The 20,323-nt window shown below is 65.7% G+C and carries 20 protein-coding genes, 1 pseudogene and 1 other annotated feature; of the genes and pseudogenes, 11 read left to right on the plus strand and 10 right to left on the minus strand.

Annotated elements, in window-relative coordinates; translation table 11 throughout:
- The first annotated feature begins 185 nt into the window (after positions 1-185).
- Together ABC728_RS08545 and ABC728_RS08550 are read left to right on the plus strand one after the other, a co-directional pair.
- Positions 186-2,363 (plus strand): TonB-dependent receptor, encoded by a 2,178-nt coding sequence (locus ABC728_RS08545; RefSeq protein ID WP_416622035.1) that lies wholly within the window; start codon positions 186-188, stop codon positions 2,361-2,363.
- 1 nt (position 2,364) lies between these two features.
- On the plus strand, positions 2,365-3,183 hold the full coding sequence (locus ABC728_RS08550; protein WP_416622034.1) for an alpha/beta fold hydrolase: 819 nt from the start codon (positions 2,365-2,367) through the stop codon (positions 3,181-3,183).
- Between the two features lie 372 nt (positions 3,184-3,555).
- Here the strand turns inward: ABC728_RS08550 and ABC728_RS08555 are convergent.
- The 10 genes and pseudogenes from ABC728_RS08555 to ABC728_RS08600 all read right to left on the minus strand — a co-directional run bounded on the left by ABC728_RS08555 (position 3,556) and on the right by ABC728_RS08600 (position 13,884).
- Positions 3,556-4,776: pseudogene (locus ABC728_RS08555) on the minus strand (IS256 family transposase).
- A gap of 132 nt (positions 4,777-4,908) precedes the next feature.
- A protein-coding gene (locus tag ABC728_RS08560; RefSeq protein ID WP_445376347.1) for an IS3 family transposase occupies positions 4,909-6,137 on the minus strand; the annotation gives its coding sequence in 2 pieces (ribosomal slippage) (positions 4,909-5,843 and positions 5,843-6,137; 1,230 coding nt in all).
- Positions 5,740-5,856 (minus strand) — a sequence feature (AL1L pseudoknot). Its footprint overlaps the gene before it by 117 nt.
- 439 nt (positions 6,138-6,576) lie before the next feature.
- Positions 6,577-7,065, minus strand: coding sequence for a MarR family winged helix-turn-helix transcriptional regulator (locus tag ABC728_RS08565; protein WP_416621901.1), 489 nt, complete (start codon positions 7,063-7,065; stop codon positions 6,577-6,579).
- A 73-nt stretch (positions 7,066-7,138) separates the two neighbouring features.
- Entirely contained in the window at positions 7,139-7,897 is a 759-nt protein-coding gene (locus ABC728_RS08570; RefSeq protein ID WP_416621900.1) for a 2-keto-4-pentenoate hydratase, read from the minus strand.
- A 159-nt stretch (positions 7,898-8,056) separates the two neighbouring features.
- Positions 8,057-8,854, minus strand: coding sequence for a 2-keto-4-pentenoate hydratase (locus ABC728_RS08575; protein ID WP_445376402.1), 798 nt, complete (start codon positions 8,852-8,854; stop codon positions 8,057-8,059).
- A gap of 8 nt (positions 8,855-8,862) precedes the next feature.
- Positions 8,863-9,549 carry a class II aldolase/adducin family protein gene (locus ABC728_RS08580; protein WP_292905334.1) on the minus strand — a complete coding sequence of 229 codons (687 nt, stop codon included), beginning with the start codon at positions 9,547-9,549 and terminating at the stop codon, positions 8,863-8,865.
- Positions 9,539-10,444, minus strand: a complete 906-nt coding sequence (locus tag ABC728_RS08585; protein WP_416621898.1) for a VOC family protein — start codon at positions 10,442-10,444, stop codon at positions 9,539-9,541. The genes ABC728_RS08580 and ABC728_RS08585 overlap by 11 nt, the downstream gene beginning before the upstream one ends.
- A gap of 1 nt (position 10,445) precedes the next feature.
- Complete coding sequence (locus tag ABC728_RS08590) at positions 10,446-10,982, minus strand: VOC family protein (protein ID WP_416621897.1); 537 nt, start codon at positions 10,980-10,982, stop codon at positions 10,446-10,448.
- 174 nt (positions 10,983-11,156) lie between these two features.
- Positions 11,157-12,629: a 2-hydroxymuconic semialdehyde dehydrogenase gene (locus ABC728_RS08595; RefSeq protein WP_416621896.1), complete on the minus strand. Its 1,473-nt coding sequence runs from the start codon at positions 12,627-12,629 to the stop codon at positions 11,157-11,159.
- Between the two features lie 487 nt (positions 12,630-13,116).
- On the minus strand, positions 13,117-13,884 hold the full coding sequence (locus ABC728_RS08600) for a GntR family transcriptional regulator (protein ID WP_445376348.1): 768 nt from the start codon (positions 13,882-13,884) through the stop codon (positions 13,117-13,119).
- 192 nt (positions 13,885-14,076) lie between these two features.
- On the opposite strand from ABC728_RS08600, the gene wrbA reads away from it, so the two are divergent.
- The 9 genes from wrbA (at position 14,077) to ABC728_RS08645 (ending at position 20,311) form a co-directional block, all read left to right on the plus strand.
- Positions 14,077-14,676, plus strand: a complete 600-nt coding sequence (gene wrbA / locus ABC728_RS08605) for an NAD(P)H:quinone oxidoreductase (protein ID WP_416621894.1) — start codon at positions 14,077-14,079, stop codon at positions 14,674-14,676.
- 19 nt (positions 14,677-14,695) lie between these two features.
- A complete protein-coding gene (locus ABC728_RS08610) occupies positions 14,696-15,013 on the plus strand; it encodes a 2Fe-2S iron-sulfur cluster-binding protein (RefSeq protein WP_292905342.1) in 318 nt (105 codons plus the stop codon).
- A 12-nt stretch (positions 15,014-15,025) separates the two neighbouring features.
- Positions 15,026-15,208: a tautomerase family protein gene (locus ABC728_RS08615; protein ID WP_416621893.1), complete on the plus strand. Its 183-nt coding sequence runs from the start codon at positions 15,026-15,028 to the stop codon at positions 15,206-15,208.
- Between the two features lie 161 nt (positions 15,209-15,369).
- The gene (locus tag ABC728_RS08620) at positions 15,370-15,825 is read left to right on the plus strand and encodes an SRPBCC family protein (protein ID WP_416621892.1); all 456 of its coding nucleotides are present in this window, start codon (positions 15,370-15,372) and stop codon (positions 15,823-15,825) included.
- Between the two features lie 11 nt (positions 15,826-15,836).
- Positions 15,837-16,238, plus strand: a complete 402-nt coding sequence (locus tag ABC728_RS08625) for a nuclear transport factor 2 family protein (RefSeq protein WP_416621891.1) — start codon at positions 15,837-15,839, stop codon at positions 16,236-16,238.
- Positions 16,239-16,255: 17 nt separating this feature from the next.
- The gene (locus ABC728_RS08630; RefSeq protein WP_416621890.1) at positions 16,256-16,798 is read left to right on the plus strand and encodes a VOC family protein; all 543 of its coding nucleotides are present in this window, start codon (positions 16,256-16,258) and stop codon (positions 16,796-16,798) included.
- A complete protein-coding gene (locus ABC728_RS08635; RefSeq protein ID WP_445376403.1) occupies positions 16,792-17,955 on the plus strand; it encodes an epoxide hydrolase family protein in 1,164 nt (387 codons plus the stop codon). The genes ABC728_RS08630 and ABC728_RS08635 overlap by 7 nt, the downstream gene beginning before the upstream one ends.
- 180 nt (positions 17,956-18,135) lie before the next feature.
- On the plus strand, positions 18,136-19,323 hold the full coding sequence (locus ABC728_RS08640) for a cytochrome P450 (RefSeq protein WP_416621888.1): 1,188 nt from the start codon (positions 18,136-18,138) through the stop codon (positions 19,321-19,323).
- 91 nt (positions 19,324-19,414) lie between these two features.
- Positions 19,415-20,311, plus strand: a complete 897-nt coding sequence (locus ABC728_RS08645; protein WP_416621887.1) for a fumarylacetoacetate hydrolase family protein — start codon at positions 19,415-19,417, stop codon at positions 20,309-20,311.
- Positions 20,312-20,323 lie beyond the last annotated feature (12 nt).

Consider the following 20,323-nt stretch of genomic DNA (forward strand, 5'->3'; position numbering starts at 1 on the left):
GCAACAGGTCCCAAAAGGCTGATCGGAGCCTGTGGGAACAGGCCCGGACGCCCTGATTCATGGGATGATAGCCGAAGTTGCGCAAGGATTTTCGATATCCGACCACCGGCGTATGCAGACCCGTTGACATATATGCGAACGATCGTTTATGTATTCTGGACAAAATAAATAGCCCGAGGGAGGTCATGGTGAAACAAGCCCGTTATCTGTGCGTGGCGGCCCTGCCGCTGGTCCTGTGCCCCGTTGCGGCGCACGCGCAGGAGGATGTGCTGGCGGAGATCATCGTCACGGCGCGGCGCGTCAACGAACGGCTGCAGGATGTGCCGGTCGCGGTCACCGCGGTCAGCGGAGAGACACTGGACCGCCGGCTCAGCGCCAATATCGCCGACATCCAGTCACAGATTCCCAACGCCACCTTCTATGCGTTCGGCGGATCGAACAACAATGCCTCGGTCTATATCCGCGGCGTCGGGCAAAGCGACCAGTTGTTCATGTTCGATCCCGGCGTGGGCATCTACCTGGATGACGCCTATATCGGCCGGGCCCAGGCCGCGCTGTTCGAGACGGTGGACATCGCCCGTGTGGAGGTGCTGCGCGGCCCACAGGGAACGCTTTATGGCAAGAACACCAGCGGCGGTGCCCTGAAGGTCCACACAAGAGACCCCGACCTGTCGGAGGCCGGCGGCCAGATCACCCTGACCGGCGGGTCGAAATCCCTGTTCTCAGGCAAGGCGTCGCTGGACGTGCCGCTGGTGGAGGATCGTGCCGGCATCCGGGCCAGCATGCTGCGCGTTACCCGCGACGGGTTCGTCGACAACCTGCTGACGGGCAAGGATTTGCAGGACCGCGATTATATCGGCGGTCAGGTGACGGGGCTGGCCGAACTGACTGACAGCCTGACGGCGCGCGTCACCTTCGACATCATGCGTGACCGGTCCACGCCGGCCGCCCCCACGCCGATGGTCGCGGTGGCCTTTCCGCCCAACACCCCACCCTTCACGCCACAGCTTCCGCTCCGCCCCCGTGAGAGCCGGGCCGACACGCCCGTGCGCAATGACCAGGACAGCTACGGCTTCAATGGACAGCTTGCCTGGCGGGGCGACAGCCTGGAGGTGAAGTCGATCACCTCCTACCGCAAGCTGGAGTTCGCGCAGGCGTTCGACTACGACAGTTTCCCCTATCTGCTGATGTCGTCCAACCAGGACCAGGAGACCAGCCAGTTCTCCCAGGAATTCCAGACGAATTTCGAGATCGGACCGGACCTGTCCTTTGTCGGCGGCCTCTACTATTTCAAGGAACATACGCAATCGGTGATCGGCGTGCCCAACACGCTGCCCTATCAGGCCGCACCCGGCTTCTACGTGCCGATCGCCAACAATTACATCCAGACCACGGACCTGGAGAACCGCAGCTATGCCGCCTATCTCAACGCCGTCTGGCAGGCGACGGACAGGCTGTCGATCAGCGGCGGCCTGCGCTTCACGCGCGACAAGAAGGATTACGTGTCCAGTCTGGTCAATGATGTGTTCCCCACGGCCAATTTCGCCTATGATCTGGGTGACGGCTGGTCACGCTGGCTGCCGCGCATCGGCCTCGACTACAAGCTCACGCCCGACCAGATGCTCTATGCCAGCTATGGCACGGGGTTCAAGAGCGGCGGGTTCAACCCGCGCGCGGCGAACGCCGCCGTGGCGACCCCCTACACCCCGGAAACCAGCGAGACCTATGAGCTGGGCTACAAATCCAGCCATCTGGACCGGCGGCTGACCCTGAACACGGCCCTGTTCTACAACCGTTTCAAGGATTACCAGACCAACCTGCTGGCCTTTGTCGGCACGCCGCCCAGCCCGACCTCCTATTTCACCAATGCCGGCCGCTATTCCTCCTGGGGGGCGGAAATGGAATTGACGGGGCGTGTCACCGACGGGTTGACCCTGTCGGGGCAGGTTTCACTGTTCCGTGACAGGTTCGCTTCCTTCACCAACCCGATCATCGGCGATTTCGCGGACAAGACGCTGCCCAACGCTCCGAAATTCACGGCCAGCCTGAACGCGAACTATACGCTGCCGCTGGGCGACGGCCGGGCGCTGGAACTGGATGGCGACGTGGCCTACCGCTCCGCCACCTTCATCAACATCCTGAACAGCCCCCTGCTGCACCGCGACGCCTATACCATCGCCAATGCCCGCCTGGCCTTTTCGATGCGGGACGGGGACATCCAGCTTTTCGCCGGTGTCCGCAACCTGACGGACAAGACCTACATCGTGGATGGCGTGAACTATATCGGCGCCACCTACAATTTCCTGTCCTATTATTATAACGAGCCGCGCACCTTCCAGGCCGGCCTGCGGTACCGGTTCTGACATGGCCGTGGCATCGGAGACCCATCACATCTTCGACACGGGGGATTGCCATATCCATTACTGGATCGGCGGTCCCCCGGATGCCCCTCTGGTCGTCCTCACACCCGGCGCCTTCACGGACCACCGGATGTTCGATGATCAGGTGGCGGCCCTGCAGACCCGCTATCGCACCCTGCGCTGGGACCCGCGCGGCCATGGGCTTTCCCGCCCCTATGGACGGCCGTTCGCGACCGGCCTGGCGGCCGACGACCTGAATTCCCTGCTGGATCATATGGGCGAGGAACAAGTGGCGCTGGTCGGCCAGTCCATCGGCGGCAATGTCAGCCAGGAGATGCTGCGGCGCCATCCGCAGCGATGCTGGGCGGCGGTGCTGCTGGGCTGCACCTGCAGCACCATCGGCCCGACCCGCGCTGAACGGTGGGCCTTGCGCCTGTTCCCCCTGCTGATGCGGCTTTATCCGGTGGCAAAGTTCAAGCAGACATCGATGGAGAAATCCGCCATCAAGCCCGCGGCCCAGCGCCGGCTGCAGGAGATGATCGCCCCGCTCTCCCGCAGCGACATCCTGGCCATCTGCGGCGGCATCGCCGGCGCCGTGCATGACGTGCCCGGATATGCGATCCGGCACCCGATCCTGATCGCCCGTGGGGAGCATGAGGCCCTGGGCAACATCCGTCAGATCATCCCGCGCTGGCTGGCCCGTGATCCCCAAAGCCGTTTCGTCGAGATCCCGGACAGCGGCCATGTCGCCAACTGTGACAACCCGGACGGGTTCAATCAGGTGATGATGGCCTTCCTCGATGCGAACCTGCCGTCGTCATAGGGGGGCTGATCACGTCAGAGCCGACTGACCCGCGCCGGGCGAACGAAATCCTGCGCAAGGCGTCAGCGTATTTTGATGATGTGCAGGGCCTCACCCCACGAGGAACATCGTGGGATACGCATTTCTCAGCGAATGAGCAGACCGTTCATGCAGATATTCCATCGAGTTGGCTCTGATCCGGCCAAGAACGTCTTCCAACCGCATGCAACCATGGAGGAAGGTCAGCCGCGCCAAATTCCTCTCGCGCGGATCGCCACCACAGCATAGCCATGACATGAGGCAACGCCGGTGCCGGCTTGATCCCACAGGGGGGCGGAGCTGGTCATTCCGAGGGACTATCAGGAATTCCGTGCTCGGCTGGGCGGTTTGAAATCAGGCGTTCATCGCCTTTGTGAACCTGTCGCCGAACAGGACGGCCATCTGCGCCTTGGCTGCCGTCCATTCACGTGCGGGCATCTTCCATTCTTTCTCGGCCCTGTTCAAGACCAGGAACAGCAATTTCAGCGCCGCCTCGTCATTGGGGAAATGCCCCCTGGCGCGGACGGCCCGGCGGAGCTTTGAATTCAGGGCCTCGATGGCGTTTGTTGTATAGAGTATGCGCCTGACCTCGCGGGGAAAGGCAAAGAACGGGATGACCTCCTGCCAAGCACGGCGCCAGGCCTTGCCGATAGCCTCATATTTCTGACCTCAGGGGCCTTCCTCGAATTCTGTCAGTGCCGCTTCGGCGGCCTTGTCATCCAGGGCGTCATAGACCTTCTTCAGGGCGGCGGCGACCGGCTTGCGGTCCTTCCAGGAGGCGAACTCCATGCTGTGGCGCAGCAGATGGACGATGCAGGTCTGCACGCTCGTCTCCGGGAAGGCGGCAGCGATGGCCTCGGGAAAGCCCTTCAGCCCGTCGACCACGGCCAGCAGGATGTCCTCCACGCCCCGGTTGTTCAGCTCGTTCAGAACCCGCAGCCAGAATTTCGCCCCCTCGTTCTGCTCAATCCACAGGCCCAGCACCTCCTTGGTGCCGTCCGCCCGCACGCCGATGGCGATGTGGATCGCCTTGTTGCGCACCAGACTTTCGTCCCTGATCTTGACCCGCAGCGCGTCCAGGAAAACCAGGGGATAGACCGCTTCCAGCGGCCGGGTCTGCCAGGCCGCCACCTCATCCAGAACCGCGTCCGTCACCGCTGAGATCAGGTCCGCCGACACCTCGATCCCGTACAGTTCCCGCAGATGGCCGGTAATTTCCCGCGTCGACATGCCCGGCGCGTACATCGAGATGATCTTGTCGTCGAACCCGGGGAACCGGCGCTGATATTTGCCGATCAACTGCGGATCGAAGGTCGAGGCCCGGTCACGCGAGACCGACAGTTCCACTGACCCCGTATCCGTCAGCACCGTCTTGCGGCCGTAGCCGTTGCGGCGGTTGCCGCTCTCGTCGCCGGCAAGATGGTGGTCCATCTCCGCCTTCAACACCCGCTCCGCCAGCGCCTTCTTCAACTGGTCAAGCAGGCCGTTCTGGTCAAAAGCGGCCTTCGCGTCGCCGCCAGCCAGCAACTGGTCCAGAAGAGCGTCGGGGATAATCGGTTCCTTGCGTCGTGCCATTGTGAAGCTCCTTTCGCATCACTATGGCCCAGCCGAGCACGAAATTCCCGATAGTCCCTTGTAGAACGCAGCCCACCCCGCCAGTTGACGGTTTGAACCGCGCCGGGATTGTCGGCGGCAAAAGTTCGTGAGTCATGCTGCCATTTGCTGAATGCTCACGGCGTCATGATAGCGTTGTTCGGCCTCTGCGGGCGGGATATTTCCGATAGGCTCGAGCAGGCGTCGGTTGTTGAACCAGTCGACCCATTCGAGGGTTGCGTATTCCACGGCTTCAAAGGATTTCCACGGTCCTCGCCTGTGAATGACCTCCGCCTTGTAGAGGCCGTTGACGGTTTCGGCCAAGGCATTGTCGTATGAATCGCCGACGCTGCCGACCGACGGTTCGATGCCGGCCAGCCCCAGCCGCTCGGTGTATCGGATGGACAAATATTGGCTGCCCCGGTCCGAATGGTGAACCAGTCCGGATTTCCCCTTCGGTCGGCGCTGGTGCAGGGCCTGCTCCAGGGCATCCAGGACAAAACCGGCGTCGGCCGTCCGGGACACTCGCCAGCCGACGATCCGCCGGGCAAAGGCGTCGATGATGAAAGCCACATAGACGAACCCGCTCCAGGTGGACACATACGTGAAATCAGAAAGCCACAGTTGATCGGGCCTGTCCGCCCGGAATTGCCGGTTCACCCGATCCAGCGGACAGGGTAAGGCCTTGTCGGCAATGGTGGTTTTCACCGGCTTTCCACGGATGGCACCGCGCAGGCCCATCTCCCGCATCAGCCGCGCGACCGTGCAGCGCGCCACCTGGATGCCCTCGCGCTGCAACTGCCGCCACACCTTGCGCACCCCATAGACCTGGAAATTCTCTTCGAACACCCGGCGGATAGCGGCCTTCAAGCCGATATCGCGCTGTGCCCGCGCCGGCAGTTTGGCCCGATCAGCGGCGCGGGCCGCATGCCGACGCACAGTTGACGGGGCGATTGGCAAAACCTCGCAAATCGGCTCGACCCCGTATTCCTGGCGGTGGGCATCGATGAAGCCCAGCATCATTTCTGTCGGCGGTCGAGCTCCGCCATCGCGAAATATGCCGATGCCTTGCGCAGGATCTCATTCGCCTGGCGCAGCTCACGGATCTCCCGCTCCTGCGCCTTCAACTTCTCCAGCACATCCAGCGGAATGCCAGCACGGCTGCCGCTTTCTACCTCGGCTCTCTTGACCCATTCATTCAGCGTGTGCGCCGAACACCCGATCTTGGATGCCACGGATGAAACTGCCGCCCATCGCGACGGATGATCCTTCTCGTGGTCCAGCACCAGCCGAACAGCCCGCTCGCGGACCTCAGCCGAAAATTTGTTCGTTGTCTTGCTCATCGTAGCCCCATCCTCTCAGGAGTTGGAGCCGCCGACAATCCCGGACCGGTTCAGTTACCTGCGGGGTCTATGGCAGGTTGGCCCAGAAACGACGAAAGCCGCTGATCTCTTGCGAGTTCAGCGGCTTGAGCATTGGATGCGGGGGCAGGATTTGCTCTCCATTTGCGACCCACAATTAGGGAGTGCCGAATGCTGAAACTGCTGGCTGCCGAAAACCGCAACGGGCTATTTCGTGTTGCAGCGTAGCTTGTCCGAGACAGCAAACCCAACGCGGGGTCATAGTACCCGGACAGGTGCAACAAATGTCGCGGGGGGTAGCGGCGAATACCGCCTGTGCGGCGTCCAAAGCGCCTTCCCGTTCAGCCACAGCCAACCGGACTAGCGTATCAAGAGGCAAATCTCTGTCCAGCAAAAGCTGATGGCTGACACAATGGCGACATCAGATGCTTCCGTCCTCGGAGACATCCTGACCCGGATCCGCGTCAATCCCAGCCATGAGGCGAAGGCAGCGCAGGAAGATCTCGCGATCGACCGGGGACAGCGGGGCGATGATCTGGCGCTGGGCCTCCTCTACCCTGGGCAGACGCTCGGCCAGGAGGACGCAGCCCCCCTCGGTAATCTTCATCACCCACGCGCGGTTGTCCTGCGGGTCGCGCTCGCGCTCCACCCAGCCGCGTGACACCATGCGCCCGATCATCTCCTTCATCGTGCTCTTATCGATGCCCGTTGCCTCCACCAGGTCGCTCTGGGAGGCACCCTGCTGTTTGGCCAGAGCCACCAGCAGGGCAATTTGCTGGCGCGTAACATCGTCGCCCACGACGCGCACAAAAATCTCGTACGAGCGCTGGTGATTGCGCCGCAACAGATGGCCGGGTGCCTCCAGGAGCGAAAACATCTGCAATCTTCTCCTGAACTCGATCTTGTCCACGTGCTCCTCGTCCGTCCCTGGAGACATGCGCCCGTACCTTACCGGGGCCGGACCGGGAAATCCAACAAGGCGATCATCCGACCCGGAATTCCACCCTGCCCAGCCGGCTGACCACCAGCCGGACATGGTTGCCAACGGACAGGTGCTCCGCCGCCGTCGCCCCGCCGGCCATCACGATGTCGCCGGCCCCCAGCGATTCCCCCGCGTCATGGGCCAGCCGGGCGGCCGCCACCAGCGAGCGCAGCGGGTTGCCCAGGATGGCGGCGGAAGACCCGATCTGCCGGGGCTGACCGTCGATCTCCATGATCATGCCCAGGTTCGACAGGTCGATGGCGGGATCGGCCCAGGGACCGATGACGAAGCCCGACGAGGAACTGTTGTCGGCGATGACGTCGGTCAGGGAGAACTTGAAATTCTCATACCGGCTGTCGATGATCTCAAGCGCCGCCGCCACGCCGCCCACCGCCGCCAGGGCGCCGGCCGGCGTCACGGTGCGCGGCAGGGGCGCCTTCAGCAGGAACGCAATCTCCGGTTCTACCCTCGGGTGGACATAGGCGGAGAAGCGGACGGCCCCGCCATCCTCCACCAGCATGGCGTCGGTCAGCCGGCCCCAGATCATCGCGTCGACACCCATCTGGGCCATCTTGGCGCGGCTGGTGAAGCCCATCTTGATGCCCACGCGGCGCTCGCCGCGGGCATAGCGGCGCGCCATGGACGCTTCCTGCACGCGATAGGCATCCGCCACCGACAGCGTATCGCCCAGTTGCGGCGTGGCGGTGGCGTTGAACATGGCGGCATCCAGCCGCGCGGCGATTTCCATCAGGTCGGACAAGGTCGAACCCCTTTTTGTTCCCGGATTATTCCCAGGTCCCGGTGATCGGAACCGATCACCGGCCTCAATCGCCGGCGCCACCATCCGGTGGCTTGGCTACGCTCCACGAGGCGCGCGGCGGCAGTCGCCGCCGAACCAGGTCCCGATGAGTACCACTCATCAGGACTTGGTATTTTCGGCGAAGGAAACACGGACGGGATCGAACCCCTCGATCCGCGCCTCCACGAAGTCGCCCGGCTCCACCGCCACCATGGGCCCCAGGGCGCCAGCCAGCACCACATCCCCTTCGTTGAGGGGACGGCCCAGGGCCGCCATGCGCCGCGCCAGCCAGGCCAGCGCGTGCAGCGGGTTGCCGAGGCAGGCGGCACCGGCCCCGAAGGAGACCTGATCGCCATTCCTCTCCAGCACCATGCCGCACAGCCGCAGGTCGACCGCCGCCAGCGGCACGGGCCGGGTGCCCAGCACGAACAGGCCGGAAGACGCGTTGTCGGCCACGGTGTCGACGATGCCGATGTCCCAGCTGGCGATGCGGCTGTCCACGATCTCGATCGCCGGCAGCACATGGGCCACGCAGCCGATCAGTTCCGCAGCCGTCAGCCGGGCGGTGTCCACCGGCCGGTCCAGCACGAAGGCGATCTCCGCCTCCACCTTGGGCTGGATCAGCTGGCCTGCCGGTACGACGGCACCATCCTCCACCTCCATGTCGGCGAACAGATGGCCGAAATCCGGCTGGTCCACGCCCAGCTGCCGCTGCACGCTGCGCGCGGTCAGGCCGATCTTGGCCCCCACCACGCGGCGGCCCTGCCGTTCCCACCAGGCGGTGTTGGCCGCCTGGATCGCATAGGCGTCGTCGATGGTGGCGTCGGGAAAGGCCCGGCGCAGCGCCGGCATGGGCGCCCCCGTCTCGTGGCAGCGCCGCAGGGCGGCCGCCTGTTCGTCGCGCGCGACATCGCTCATCGCGCGGTTCAGTTCTGCAATTGCCATTCGGAATCTCCGGCGCACAGGAAGTGCCACATGCGTTCGAACAGGCCGCCGGTCCCCACGGCGCGCTGCGCCGCCTCGTCGGCCGTATAGGGGATGGGCTCCGCCCCGCCGGCGGCAGCCGGCAGCAGCGCGATCTCCAGGCGGGCGGCATCCTCCAGGAAGAAGGCCAGGCAGGCCGCCTCCATCAGCGAGGCGCCGGCGGTGACGGCGCCATTGCCCCGCAGCACGATGGCCCGCCCCGGTCCCAGCATCCCGGCCACGGCCCCGGCGCTGTCATCGTCGCGGACCAGAGCGGTGCCGGGCCACAGGGGCGGACACGGCGAGAAATAGGCGCCCAGCCCGTGCAGGACGCGCGGCGTCCGGCCCAAGGCCGACAGCGCCATCAGGGCCGGCGACTGGAACCGGCAGATGCCGCCGACATCGGGCCGTCGCCGGTAGATGGCACGGTGCATGCGCACCTCCGGCAGCGCGCGGGACGGCAGCGGACCGTCCAGCGGCACCGCCACGCCGGGATCGCCCACCGCCACGCTGCCCAGCGGCTGCGGCGGCGACACCAGGAAATGGCCACCATCGACACGGGCGCTGACATGGCCATAGGCATGGGCCAGCCCGTGCCGCCCCAGCGCCCGCGCGGCCAGCCGCACGGCCAGGGCGTTGTCAGGCGGCATGGGGTGCCGCCTTCTCCCCCGCCTTCACCACCGCGCTGAACTCGCTGATGTCGGGGACGGAGCCCCAGCTGCAGAAGCTGGCCTTGGCCTTGGGGAATTGCCGGGGGACATAGGTCTTCTCGTCCTCCGCCGTGATCAGGCGCACGCCGGTGGAATATTCATAGACCATGCCGTCCGGCCCGTAGAAATACAGGAACCGCGCGCCCGAGGTGGGGTGCCGGCCGGGGCCGAAGGCGATGCGAACATTGTTGTCCCGCAGGAAGTACCAGGAGCGCATGATGTCGTCATGGCTCTCAGTCTGGAAATTGATGTGCTGGACGCCGGCATAGGTGGACGGGAACAGGGCAATCTTATGATGGACCTCGTCGATGCGTAGCAAGGCCGCATCCCCGATCCAGTCGCTGACCTTGGCGCTCATCAGCCTGGTGTAGAATGCCTCGTCCTGGCGCGGGTCGGACGTGCGCAGGCCGACATGGCTGAAATCCGTGATACCGGCATCGCGGGTGGGAAAATAGCGCCGGCCGCTGGCCGCCGGGCGGGCTACCAGGTCGATATTGTTGCCGGTCGGGTCCTGGATGGTGATCAGGCCGCCGACGCGGCGCTGCTCGCGCTCCTCCGACGTACCGTGGCGAACCGTGACGCCAGCCTGCTCGAACATCACGGCGGCGGTTTCCAGCGCCTCCATGCTCTTGACCTCGAACCCCAGCACATGGCCGGAATTCACCCCCTTCGTATAGACAAGGTTGTGGTCGCGGTTGTCCCCGCGCAGATAGGCGCAGGTGGCGTCCCGGTCCACCAGTTCCAGGCCCAGGATGCGCGTGGCGAACTCGACGCTCTCGTCCAGGTCCGACACGCCGATGCGGACATAGCTTATGTCGTGAAGGTCGGCACCCATCTCAAGCCTCCCCGTCCGGGCCGGCACCGGCGCCGGTCTTGGGGCGCTGGAACTTGCGGCTCATATGGCCGGCCCCTTCCTGGTCGCCCATCTCGAAGCCCCAGGAATAGCCACCCTTGGGGTTGGACAGGATCTCCCAGGCATTGTCGTCCAGGTCCCAGAAATAGAAGCAGTAGGTGCCATGCTGGACCACGGGCTTGGTGATCTTGTGCAGGCCCCATTTCTCAGCATTGGCCTTCACCAGTTCCCAGGACCGGTCCACGTCCGCGTCCGTGGGCACGTCCAGGCCATTATGGTTCAGGAACGGCATCTCGCCCTCGGCCTTGCGCGGCCCCTGGACGACTACGATGATCTGGTCCCCGCCCAGGCGCGCCCAGAAGGAGACGTTGGCCATCTGCACCGTCTCGAAGCCTAAGAATTCCTCGAAGAACTGGCGGGTGCGCTTGATGTCCTTGCATTCCAGCGTCGCGTGCGAATAGAAGCGGGTGTTCAGGACCGGTTCCACCTTTTCGCGGCTGGCCTCGGCTATTTCCGTCATTCTCATGTCCTCCCTCGGTTGCGGCCTTATGCCATGTCCCGGCGATCGCAACCGATCCCCGGGCCTCAATCGCCGGTGCCCACATCCGTGGGCTTTGGATACGCGGCCTGTGCCGAGCGGCGGCAGTCGCCGCCGAACCTGATCCCGGTAAATTCCACTCACCGGGATCAGGTATTACAGCCGGATGCAGATATTGGTCGGCTCCGAATAGAAGTTGACGGAATGCACGCCCCCTTCCCGGCCCACGCCCGACAGTTTGGCGCCGCCGAAGGCCGTCCTCAAGTCGCGCAGGAACCAGCTGTTGACCCAGCAGATGCCCACTTCCATGGCGGCCGCCACGCGGTGGCCGCGCGACAGGTTCGTGGTCCAGATGGACGCCGCCAGCCCGTATTCGGTATCGTTGGCCATGCGCACCGCCTCCTCCTCGCTGTCGAAGGGGATGATGGCGGCGCAGGGGCCGAACAACTCCTCCCGGCAGACGCGGGCGTCATGGGCCAGGCCGGTCCACAAGGTGGGCTCCACGAAGAAGCCGCCCGCCGCCTCTCCCGACAGGGCCGGGATGCCGCCGCCGGTCACCACCTGCGCCCCATCCTCCACGGCCATGCGGTAATAGCCTAGCACCTTCTGGCGATGCTCATCGGAGATGAGCGGCCCGAAATCGACACCCGCCTCCTCCGGCAGGCCGGGCTTCAGCGCCTCGGCCCGGGCCTTCATGCCACGCACGAAGGCATCGAACACCGGCCGCTCCACATAAATCCGCTCCGGCGCCAGGCAGATCTGGCCCGTGTTCAGGAAGACCGCCCGCGACAGGCCGGCCACGGCCGCGTCCAGGTCGGCGTCGGCGAAGACGACGGCCGGGTTCTTGCCCCCCAGTTCGAAGGACAGCGCCTTCACCGTGGGGGCCGCCGCGCGCATGATGGCGGCACCGGTGCGCGTCTCCCCCGTAAAGGTGATGGCGCGCACGCCGGGATGGCTGGTCAGGAACTCCCCGGCGCTGTCGGGGCCGAAGCCGTGGATGACGTTGAACACGCCATCGGGCATACCGACCGCGCTCATCACCTCGCCCAGCAGGGTGGTGGTGGACGGCGTCTCCTCCGACGGCTTCACCACCACGGCATTGCCGCAGGCCAGGGCCGGCGCCACCTTCCAGGTCATCAGCAGCAGCGGCAGGTTCCAGGGGGAGATCACACCCACCACACCCAGCGGCCGGCGTACCGCATAGTTTAGCGCCCTGCCCCCGTCCGGGGTGTCCATCTCGAAGCTTTCGGCGGGCAGGTTGGCGATGACATCGGCGAAGACGCGGAAATTGGCAGCACCCCGGGGAATATCCAGGTGATGGGCCAGGCCGTGCGGCTTGCCTGTGTCGGCGATTTCGGCCGCCAGGAAATCGTCGAACCGCTTCTCGATCCCCTCGGCCACGGCGACCAGCATGGAACGCCGCCGCGCCAGCGTCATCCGCCCCCATTCCCCCTCCACCGCCCGGCGCGCGGCGGCCACGGCGGCATCGACGATGGGGCGGTTCGCCTCATAGGCAATTGCATGCACTTTACCGGTCGCGGGATCGACCACATCGAAGGGTCGGCCGCCATCCACGAAGCGGCCGCCGACATAGTTCCGCAAATGCCGGGTCTCACTGGAAAAGGCCATCGAAACATCTTTCCTATGACAGGGCCTATTGGGATGTATACGTCCCATTACGGCGTGACGCAAGCTGAAAGTGTACGCACTTATGAAGGGCGTGATGGGATGGAGGTAATGGGGGCGACTGCCCCTCCCCTTCATCCCGGCGAAGGGCCGGCGGGAGGCCATGGGCACCAGATTTCAGCTTCTCCAACCGTCACCCCGGCGAAGGCCCACACGCGCTAAGTTAAGTGATTGAGCAGACCAATTCCGCTCTTACTACCGTCACCCCGGCGAAGGCCGGGGCCCAGCATAAGGCGCGATCAGCGCCGATATGGGTCATGTTGCGGCTGACGCCGCTCTACGCCTGGACCCCGGCCTTCGCCGGGGTGACGGTGGAGAAAGCCGGGAAGAAGGTGCCCATGCCCCACAGCGGGGTGAAAGGCGCAAGCAGGGAAGCGGGTGCGGCCATGGACGGCACCCGTGGGACGCACAGCCCACCGTCAGGCGCGCGTCAACGCCGCCCGTCGGCCACCGCGACGCCGCGCGCGCCGGCGATGGCGAAATGCAGGCTGTCGCGCAGGCGGGCCGTGTCATATTCCGGCGCCAGCGCCGCCAGCAGTTCCAGCGCCGTGCGCGCCAAGTGTCGCGCCGCCAGCTCGCCGGCCAGCGCCGCATCGCCCTTGGCGATGGCATCGAACAGGCTGCGATGTTCAGCCTCCCCGCGCTGCCACCAGCCGGGCAGATGCGCCCCCTTGTTGGCGGACTGGTAGCGGGCCGACCGCAATTCCAGCCCGGCCAGATCCTCCGTCATGGAGGAACCGGATTCCGACACGATCAGCTGGTGCAGACGGCGGTGCAGCGTGCGCCAGCATTCGAAATCGCGGTGACTCTCCTCGCTCTCCAGCCCGCGGATCGTCTCCTCCAGCCGGACCATCAGCGGCGGCGTCATGCGCCGGGTGGTGATGGCCACGCCCAACGCCTCCAGCAGGACACGCTTCATATAGAGCGCTTCGATATCCTTGGGGTCGAAGCCGACCACCCGACTGCGGTGGTTGGGTTCCCCCACCAGCAGCCCGCCCTCCTGAAGCATGCGCATCGCCTCGCGCACGGGCGTGCGGCTGACATCGAAGACCCGCGCCACCTCCACCTGGGACAGGATGGTACCGGGCTTCACGTCGCCGGACAGAATCAATTCCCGCAAACTTTCATACACTTCCACCGCCGTGCGGCGTTTGTCGGCCTTGTCAATGGGCTGAAAGATGGCGGGTTCGAGTGTCATGATCGGAACGTAACCGGCGGCTCCGCCGACGTCAAGGGCTGGCATCGCCTGCCGTCCGCTCTCCTGGCAGCTACAGAAAAGGACGTATAAGTCTTATTGACAAGAACTCGTCGCGCATCAATAGTGTGTCCACTTTTACCGATCCCCGCGCCCATCGGGCGCCCCGCCCCCCCCAATCCAAGCGGAGCCCTTATGACCAAGGTCCTCGTCCTCTATTATTCCACCTATGGCCACACGGAGACGATGGCCGCCGCCGTCGCGGAAGGGTGCCGCGCGGCCGGCGCCGTCGCCGACCTGCGGCGCGTGGCCGAGACGGTGCCGGACGACATCGCCCGCGGCGCCGGCTTCAAGCTGGAGCAGACGGCGGTCGTCGCCGACATCAACGAGTTGCCGGACTATGACGCCATCATCGTGGGTGCCCCCACCCGCTTCGGCCGCATGCCGGCGCAGATGGCGCAGTTCTGGGACCAGACCGGGGGGCTGTGGATGAAGGGCGCCCTGATCGGCAAGATCGGCGCCGCCTTCACGTCCACCGCCACCCAGCATGGCGGGCAGGAGACGACCCTGTTCTCCATGCTGACCACGCTGCTGCATCACGGCATGCTGATCTCCGGCCTGCCCTATTCCTTCACGGGCCAGATGGGCCTGGAGGCGGTGAAGGGCGGTTCGCCCTATGGCGCCTCCACCATCGCCGACGGCGATGGCAGCCGCCAGCCGGGTGCCGCGGACCTGGATGGCGCCCGCTTCCTGGGGCAGCATGTGGCGACACTTGCCGGCCGCCTGGGCAAATAACACGAAGGGGAGGAAACGAATGGCCGTTTTGAATGTCAGGACGCGCGACGGACAAATTCACCAGGTCGAGGCTGAGGCCGGCGTCAGCATCATGGAGAGCATCCGCGCGTCCGGGATCGACGAGTTGCTGGCGCTGTGCGGCGGCTGCCTGTCCTGCGCCACCTGCCACGTCTTCGTGGACGAGGAATTCGCCGCCCTGCTGCCGGGTCCCGGCGAGGAGGAAAGCGACCTGCTGGAAAGCGCCGACAACCGCAAGGCCAATTCCCGCCTGGCCTGCCAGGTGATGTTCGGCGACGGCATGGACGGCCTGACCGTCACAATCGCGCCGGACAGCTGAGGAGGTGCCGCCATGCCGCTGATCAATGTGCAGATCATCTCCGGGCGCACCGACCGGCAGAAGCGCGACCTGATGCGGGGCCTGGCCCAGGCGGCCATGGACGCGCTGGATGTGCCGGAGAAATCCGTGCGCGTCATCCTGACCGAGGTGCCCGCCACGCATTGGGGCATCGGCCTGACGACCAAGGCCGACTAAGCAGGTTCCTCCAGGCCGGGCCATGTGTGGCCCGGCCTGGAGGAACCTGCCGCTCCCATGGTTTGCAGATTTTCCGAGCCCGCCCATCTGTGGGCGGCGTTCGGAAAATCTGCTTAGCAGGCCCCGGCCTGAACCAGACAATCCATCCAAGGAGGAAGCCCATGTTCACCCTGTCCCATGCCATCGCCGTCAACCCCGAAGGGGCCGAGATCATCCTGACGCAGGAGGAGGTCTGGCGCGGCCTGGAAATGAAGGCCGAGAACGCCCTGCCCTTCGTGCCCGGCATGGCCAAGTGCGAGGTGCTGGAGCGCGGCGAGGGCTGGCTGCTGCGCGAGGTCATCTTCAAGGGACACCAGGTGCAGGAGAAGATCCTGTTCCGCGCGCCGACCCAGGTGCATTTCGAGCGCATGGACGGCGGCGGCTTCATCGAGAACACCATCAGCACGTCGGACAACGGCCTGCTGCTGACCTTCACCTTCGGCCTGGTCTTCCCCGGCTGCCCCGAGGGCTCGCAGGCGGAGCGCGACCATGGCGAGAGCATGAAGGGCGACTATATCGGCGCCGTCGCCGCCACCCTGGCCAAGGTCCGCGCCATGAAGCTGGCCGGCACGCTGTAAGGGGGCGGACCATGACCAACGGGACGTACACCGCGTCGGCACCCGCCGGCGCGGAAGATTGGGTGTCGGCCTTCTTCCGCACGGCGGACGCCTGCGATGCCGACGCACTGGCCGCCTCCTTCGCCGAGCGTATCGACATGCGCTTCGCCAACAATCCCCCCGCCACCACGCGGGAGGAGGCACGCGACGGGCTGCGCGCCTTCCTGACCCACCTGACCGGGATGCGGCACGAGGCGCATGCGCGCTTCACCGATGGTGAGGGGGTCGTGCAACTGGCCACCGTCACCTACATCCTGCCCGGCGGGCGCGAGGTGCCGCTGCCAGTGGCCAGCCATCTGCACCGCAACGAGGCGGCCTTGATCGACCGGCTGTGGATCTATATCGACCTCGCCCCCCTGTTCGCGCACCCGTGAAAACCCAGGGGAATGACATGACGGCCAACAGCATCCGCGGCATCGACCATATCGGCCTGACCGTGCCGGACATCGCCAGCGCCGAACGCTTCCTGATCGACGGGCTGGGGGCGCAGTTCATCTATGAAACGCTGAACCGGACCATGCCGCCCTTCGAGGGGCCGGCCGTGGAACACATGATGCAGGGGCCGCCGGGCCTGCGCATCGCCGTGATCCGCATGTACAGGATGGCCAACGGTCCCGGCATCGAGCTGTTCCAGTACGACCAGGTGGCCGCGCCGCGCCCGGCCCTGCGCGGCTGCGACACGGGCTGGCAGCATGTCGCCCTTTATGTGGACGACATGCAGGCCGCCATCGACCGGGCCGTGGCCGCCGGCGCGGAACTGCTGAACCAGCCCTGGGACCTGATCGCGAACGAAAGCGGGCCCGGCAACCGCTTCTGCTTCCTGAAGGCCCCGTTCGGTGCCCTGATCGAACTGATCACCTTCCCGTCGCCACAACCCTATGAGGGGACGACGGAACTGCGGCGCTGGAAACCGCCCCTGGAGAAAGCATCATGAGCGCCCTGCGTCCCTTCCAGATCCGGATCGCCGATGCAGAACTGGACGATCTGCGCGACCGGCTGCGCCGCACGCGCTGGCCCGGACCGGAAACGGTGACCGACGACAGCCAGGGGCCGAAGCTGGCCGCCCTGCAGGCCCTGCACCTGCACTGGCTGACCCGTTATGACTGGCGCCGGTGCGAGGCCCGTCTGAACGAACTGGAACAGTTCCGGACGGAGATCGACGGCGTCGACATCCATTTCATCCATGTTCGCTCGCCGGACGCGGATGCCACGCCGCTGCTGCTGGCCCATGGCTGGCCGGGATCGGTGCTGGAATTCCTGGACTGCATCGGTCCCCTGACGGACCCTGCCGCCCATGGCGCCGAGGGCGCGCCGGCCTTCCATCTGGTCATCCCGTCCATGCCGGGCTTCGGCTTTTCCGGAAAGCCGGCGGGCACCGGCTGGCATATCGGGCGCATCGCGGCCGCCTACGCCACGCTGATGGCCCGGCTGGGCTATGAGGGCTGGGTCTGCCAGGGCGGCGACCTGGGCAGCGCCGTGGCGGAGGCCATCGGCCACATGCGCCCGCCCGGCTGCCTGGGCATCCACCTGAACATGTCCTTCTTCCAGCCCACGCCGGCCGAGATCGCGGCGGCCGACGCGCAGGAACGGACCTGGTTGGCCCGGGCGCAGCGCTTCTTCGCCGAGCAGTCTGGCTATTTCGAGCATCAGAGCACACGGCCGCAGACCATCGGCTATATGCTGGCCGACAGCCCCGTGGGCCTGGCTGCCCTGATGTACGAGAAGTTCAGCGAGACCAGCGACCATGAGGGCGATGTCACCAAGGTCCTGTCCATGGACCGGATGCTGGACGGGATCATGCTGTACTGGCTGACCAATTCCGGTGTTTCGGCTGCCCGCCTCTATTGGGAACTGCGCCGCGCCATGCCGCCGGCTCCGCCTCCGCCTGTCGAACTGCCTGCGGCCTATAGCGGCTTCGCCGGGGAGACGATCCTGGCTTCCCGCCGCTGGCTGGAGGCACGGTTCACGCGCCTGGCCTATTACGCGACCGTGGCACGCGGCGGGCATTTCGCGGCCTGGGAACAGCCGGGCCTGTTCGTGGCGGAACTGCGCGCCATGCTGCCGCATCTGCGGGCGGCGGCCGGTCGCTAGTACCGTTGGCCCGTGCCCCGCGGCGGACGTTGCCGCCGAACCGGAACCCGATGAGTTCTCCTTATCGGGATACACAATTCCCCATTCCGATCCGGGAGTCCCGCATGGCGGTGCCGAATCTCCTGGACAGTCAAAAACACATGTGGATACACTTTAACAAGTTTCGTCGGGAGGAAAAGCATGGTTGAGAATTGGCGACCCACCGAGGCGTTCGAGGCGCTGGCCGACGGGCGGGACTGGGACGGCAGCCGCGTCTATGCGGACCTGCTGTCGCGCGCGCCCGTGGCCCTGATGGAGGGCAAGGGCGGCGGCAACAACATGTGGGGCATCTTCAGCGCCGCCGAGATCGAGCGGGCGGCCACCGACCATGCCACCTTCAGCAATGTTACCGTGCCGGAGGGCGCGCCGCGCATCCTGCCGCTGATGGTCGATCCGCCGGAACACACGGGCTATCGCCGCGTCATCAACAAGTTCTTCATGCCCGGCCCCATCAAGGCGATGGAAGAGAAGATGCGCCCCGTGGCCGTCGGCCTGATCGACGGGATGATCGCCAGGGGCACGGCCGATTTCTCCCAGGAATACGCCTACCAGATTTCCATGCGCACCCTGTGCAGCTTCCTGCGCGTGAAGGAGGACTGGTCGATCTATAATGACTGGTCGCGCGAGATGGAGGAGGCCACGGGGGCCGGCACCGTGGGGGCCGGCAAGGACCTGCCGCAGGAACTGGTCATGCGGGTCTTCCCCTATATCCAGGGCCTGATCGCCGAACGCCGCGCCAACCCGTCCGACGACGTGATCAGCGGTTTCGTGACGGAGGAGGTGAACGGCCAGAAGCTGGATGACTTCACCATCACCCAGCTGGTCATGGCCATCATCCTGGCCGGCAAGTCGACGGCGGCCAGCGGCATGGGCAACATCGTCCTGCGTCTGGCCCGCGAGCCGGAGATCCAGCAGTTCCTGCGCGAGAATCCCGACCGCATCCCCGACGCGGTGGAGGAAGGGCTGCGCCTGGAATCCCCGCAGCAGGAAATGCCGCGCAAGGCCACCCGCGATGTCGAGGTGGCGGGCGTGACCATCCGCAAGGGGGATTCCGTCTTCCTGAACTATGGGTCGGCCAACTTGGATCCGACCCGCTGGGAGGACCCCGGCAAGTTCATCCTGGACCGCCCGCGCCGCCAGCATTTCGCCTTCGGACGCGGCATGCATACCTGCTTCGGCGCACCATTGGGCCGCATGCAAATGAAGATGACGCTGGAAGAACTGCTGAAGCGCACGAAATCCTTCGAACTGGCCGGCCCGATCCAGCGCCATACCTGGCCGCGCCTGTCGGTGGAGCGGCTGCCCCTGCGCTTCGTCCCCGCCGGCTGAACCATTTGAACCCATGCATGGCGCCTGTCCGACCGTCCCGGCAACGGGGCGGAAGGATGCGTGCGCCCCGAACGAACGAAGTGGATATGCCATGAGCCGCTTTTACCGCCTGGCCGTGATCTCCCATGCCGGGCAACCGCTGGCCGTCGTGGAGCAAGAAGGCAGGCTAGTTCCCGTCGCCGCCATCCTGGGCGAAGCGCCGGGTCCGCTGACCGGCCTGGGCCCGCTGCTGGCAGACTGGCCCCGCTGGTCGGCCGCCATTGAGGCCGCGTTGCCGGCCGCCGATGCCTTCGCTGACGCCATCCAGGCGACGGACGCGAAGTTCCTGCCGCCCGTGGCGGTGCCCGGCAAGCTGGTCTGCATCGGCGCCAACTATCATGATCACATCAACGAGATGCCGATCCCGATGGTGCCGAAATACCCGTTCAGCTTCATCAAGCCGCACAACAACACCCTGCGCGGCTCCGGCGCCCCCGTGAAGGCGCCCCAGGGCGTCGCCATGATGGATTACGAGGCGGAACTGGGCGTGGTCATCGGCGTGGAATGCGCCAACGTGCCCGCCGCCGAGGCCCTGTCCGTCGTTGCCGGCTATCTGAATTTCAACGATGTATCGGCCCGCGACTGGATCGAGAAGCGCCCGCCCATCGGCGTCGACTGGGTGATGCACAAGGGCTTCGACGGTTTCGCGCCCGTCGGCCCCTATCTGGTCCCCGCCCGGTTCGTGCCCGATCCGCAGGACCTGCCCATCCGCCTGTCGGTGAACGGCCAGACGCGGCAGGATTCCTCCACGGCACAGATGGTGTTCGGCGTGGCCCAGTGCATCGAGCACCTGTCGCGGATCATGACGCTCTATCCCGGCGACATCATCGGCACCGGCACGCCGGCCGGCGTCGCCCATGGGCGCAAGGACAAGGCCTATCTGGCGCCCGGCGACATCATCCGGATGGAGATCGGCCCGCTGGGCGAACTGGTGACGCCGGTGATCTGACAGGAGTGCATG

The sequence above is a fragment of the Niveispirillum fermenti genome (assembly GCF_052474395.1).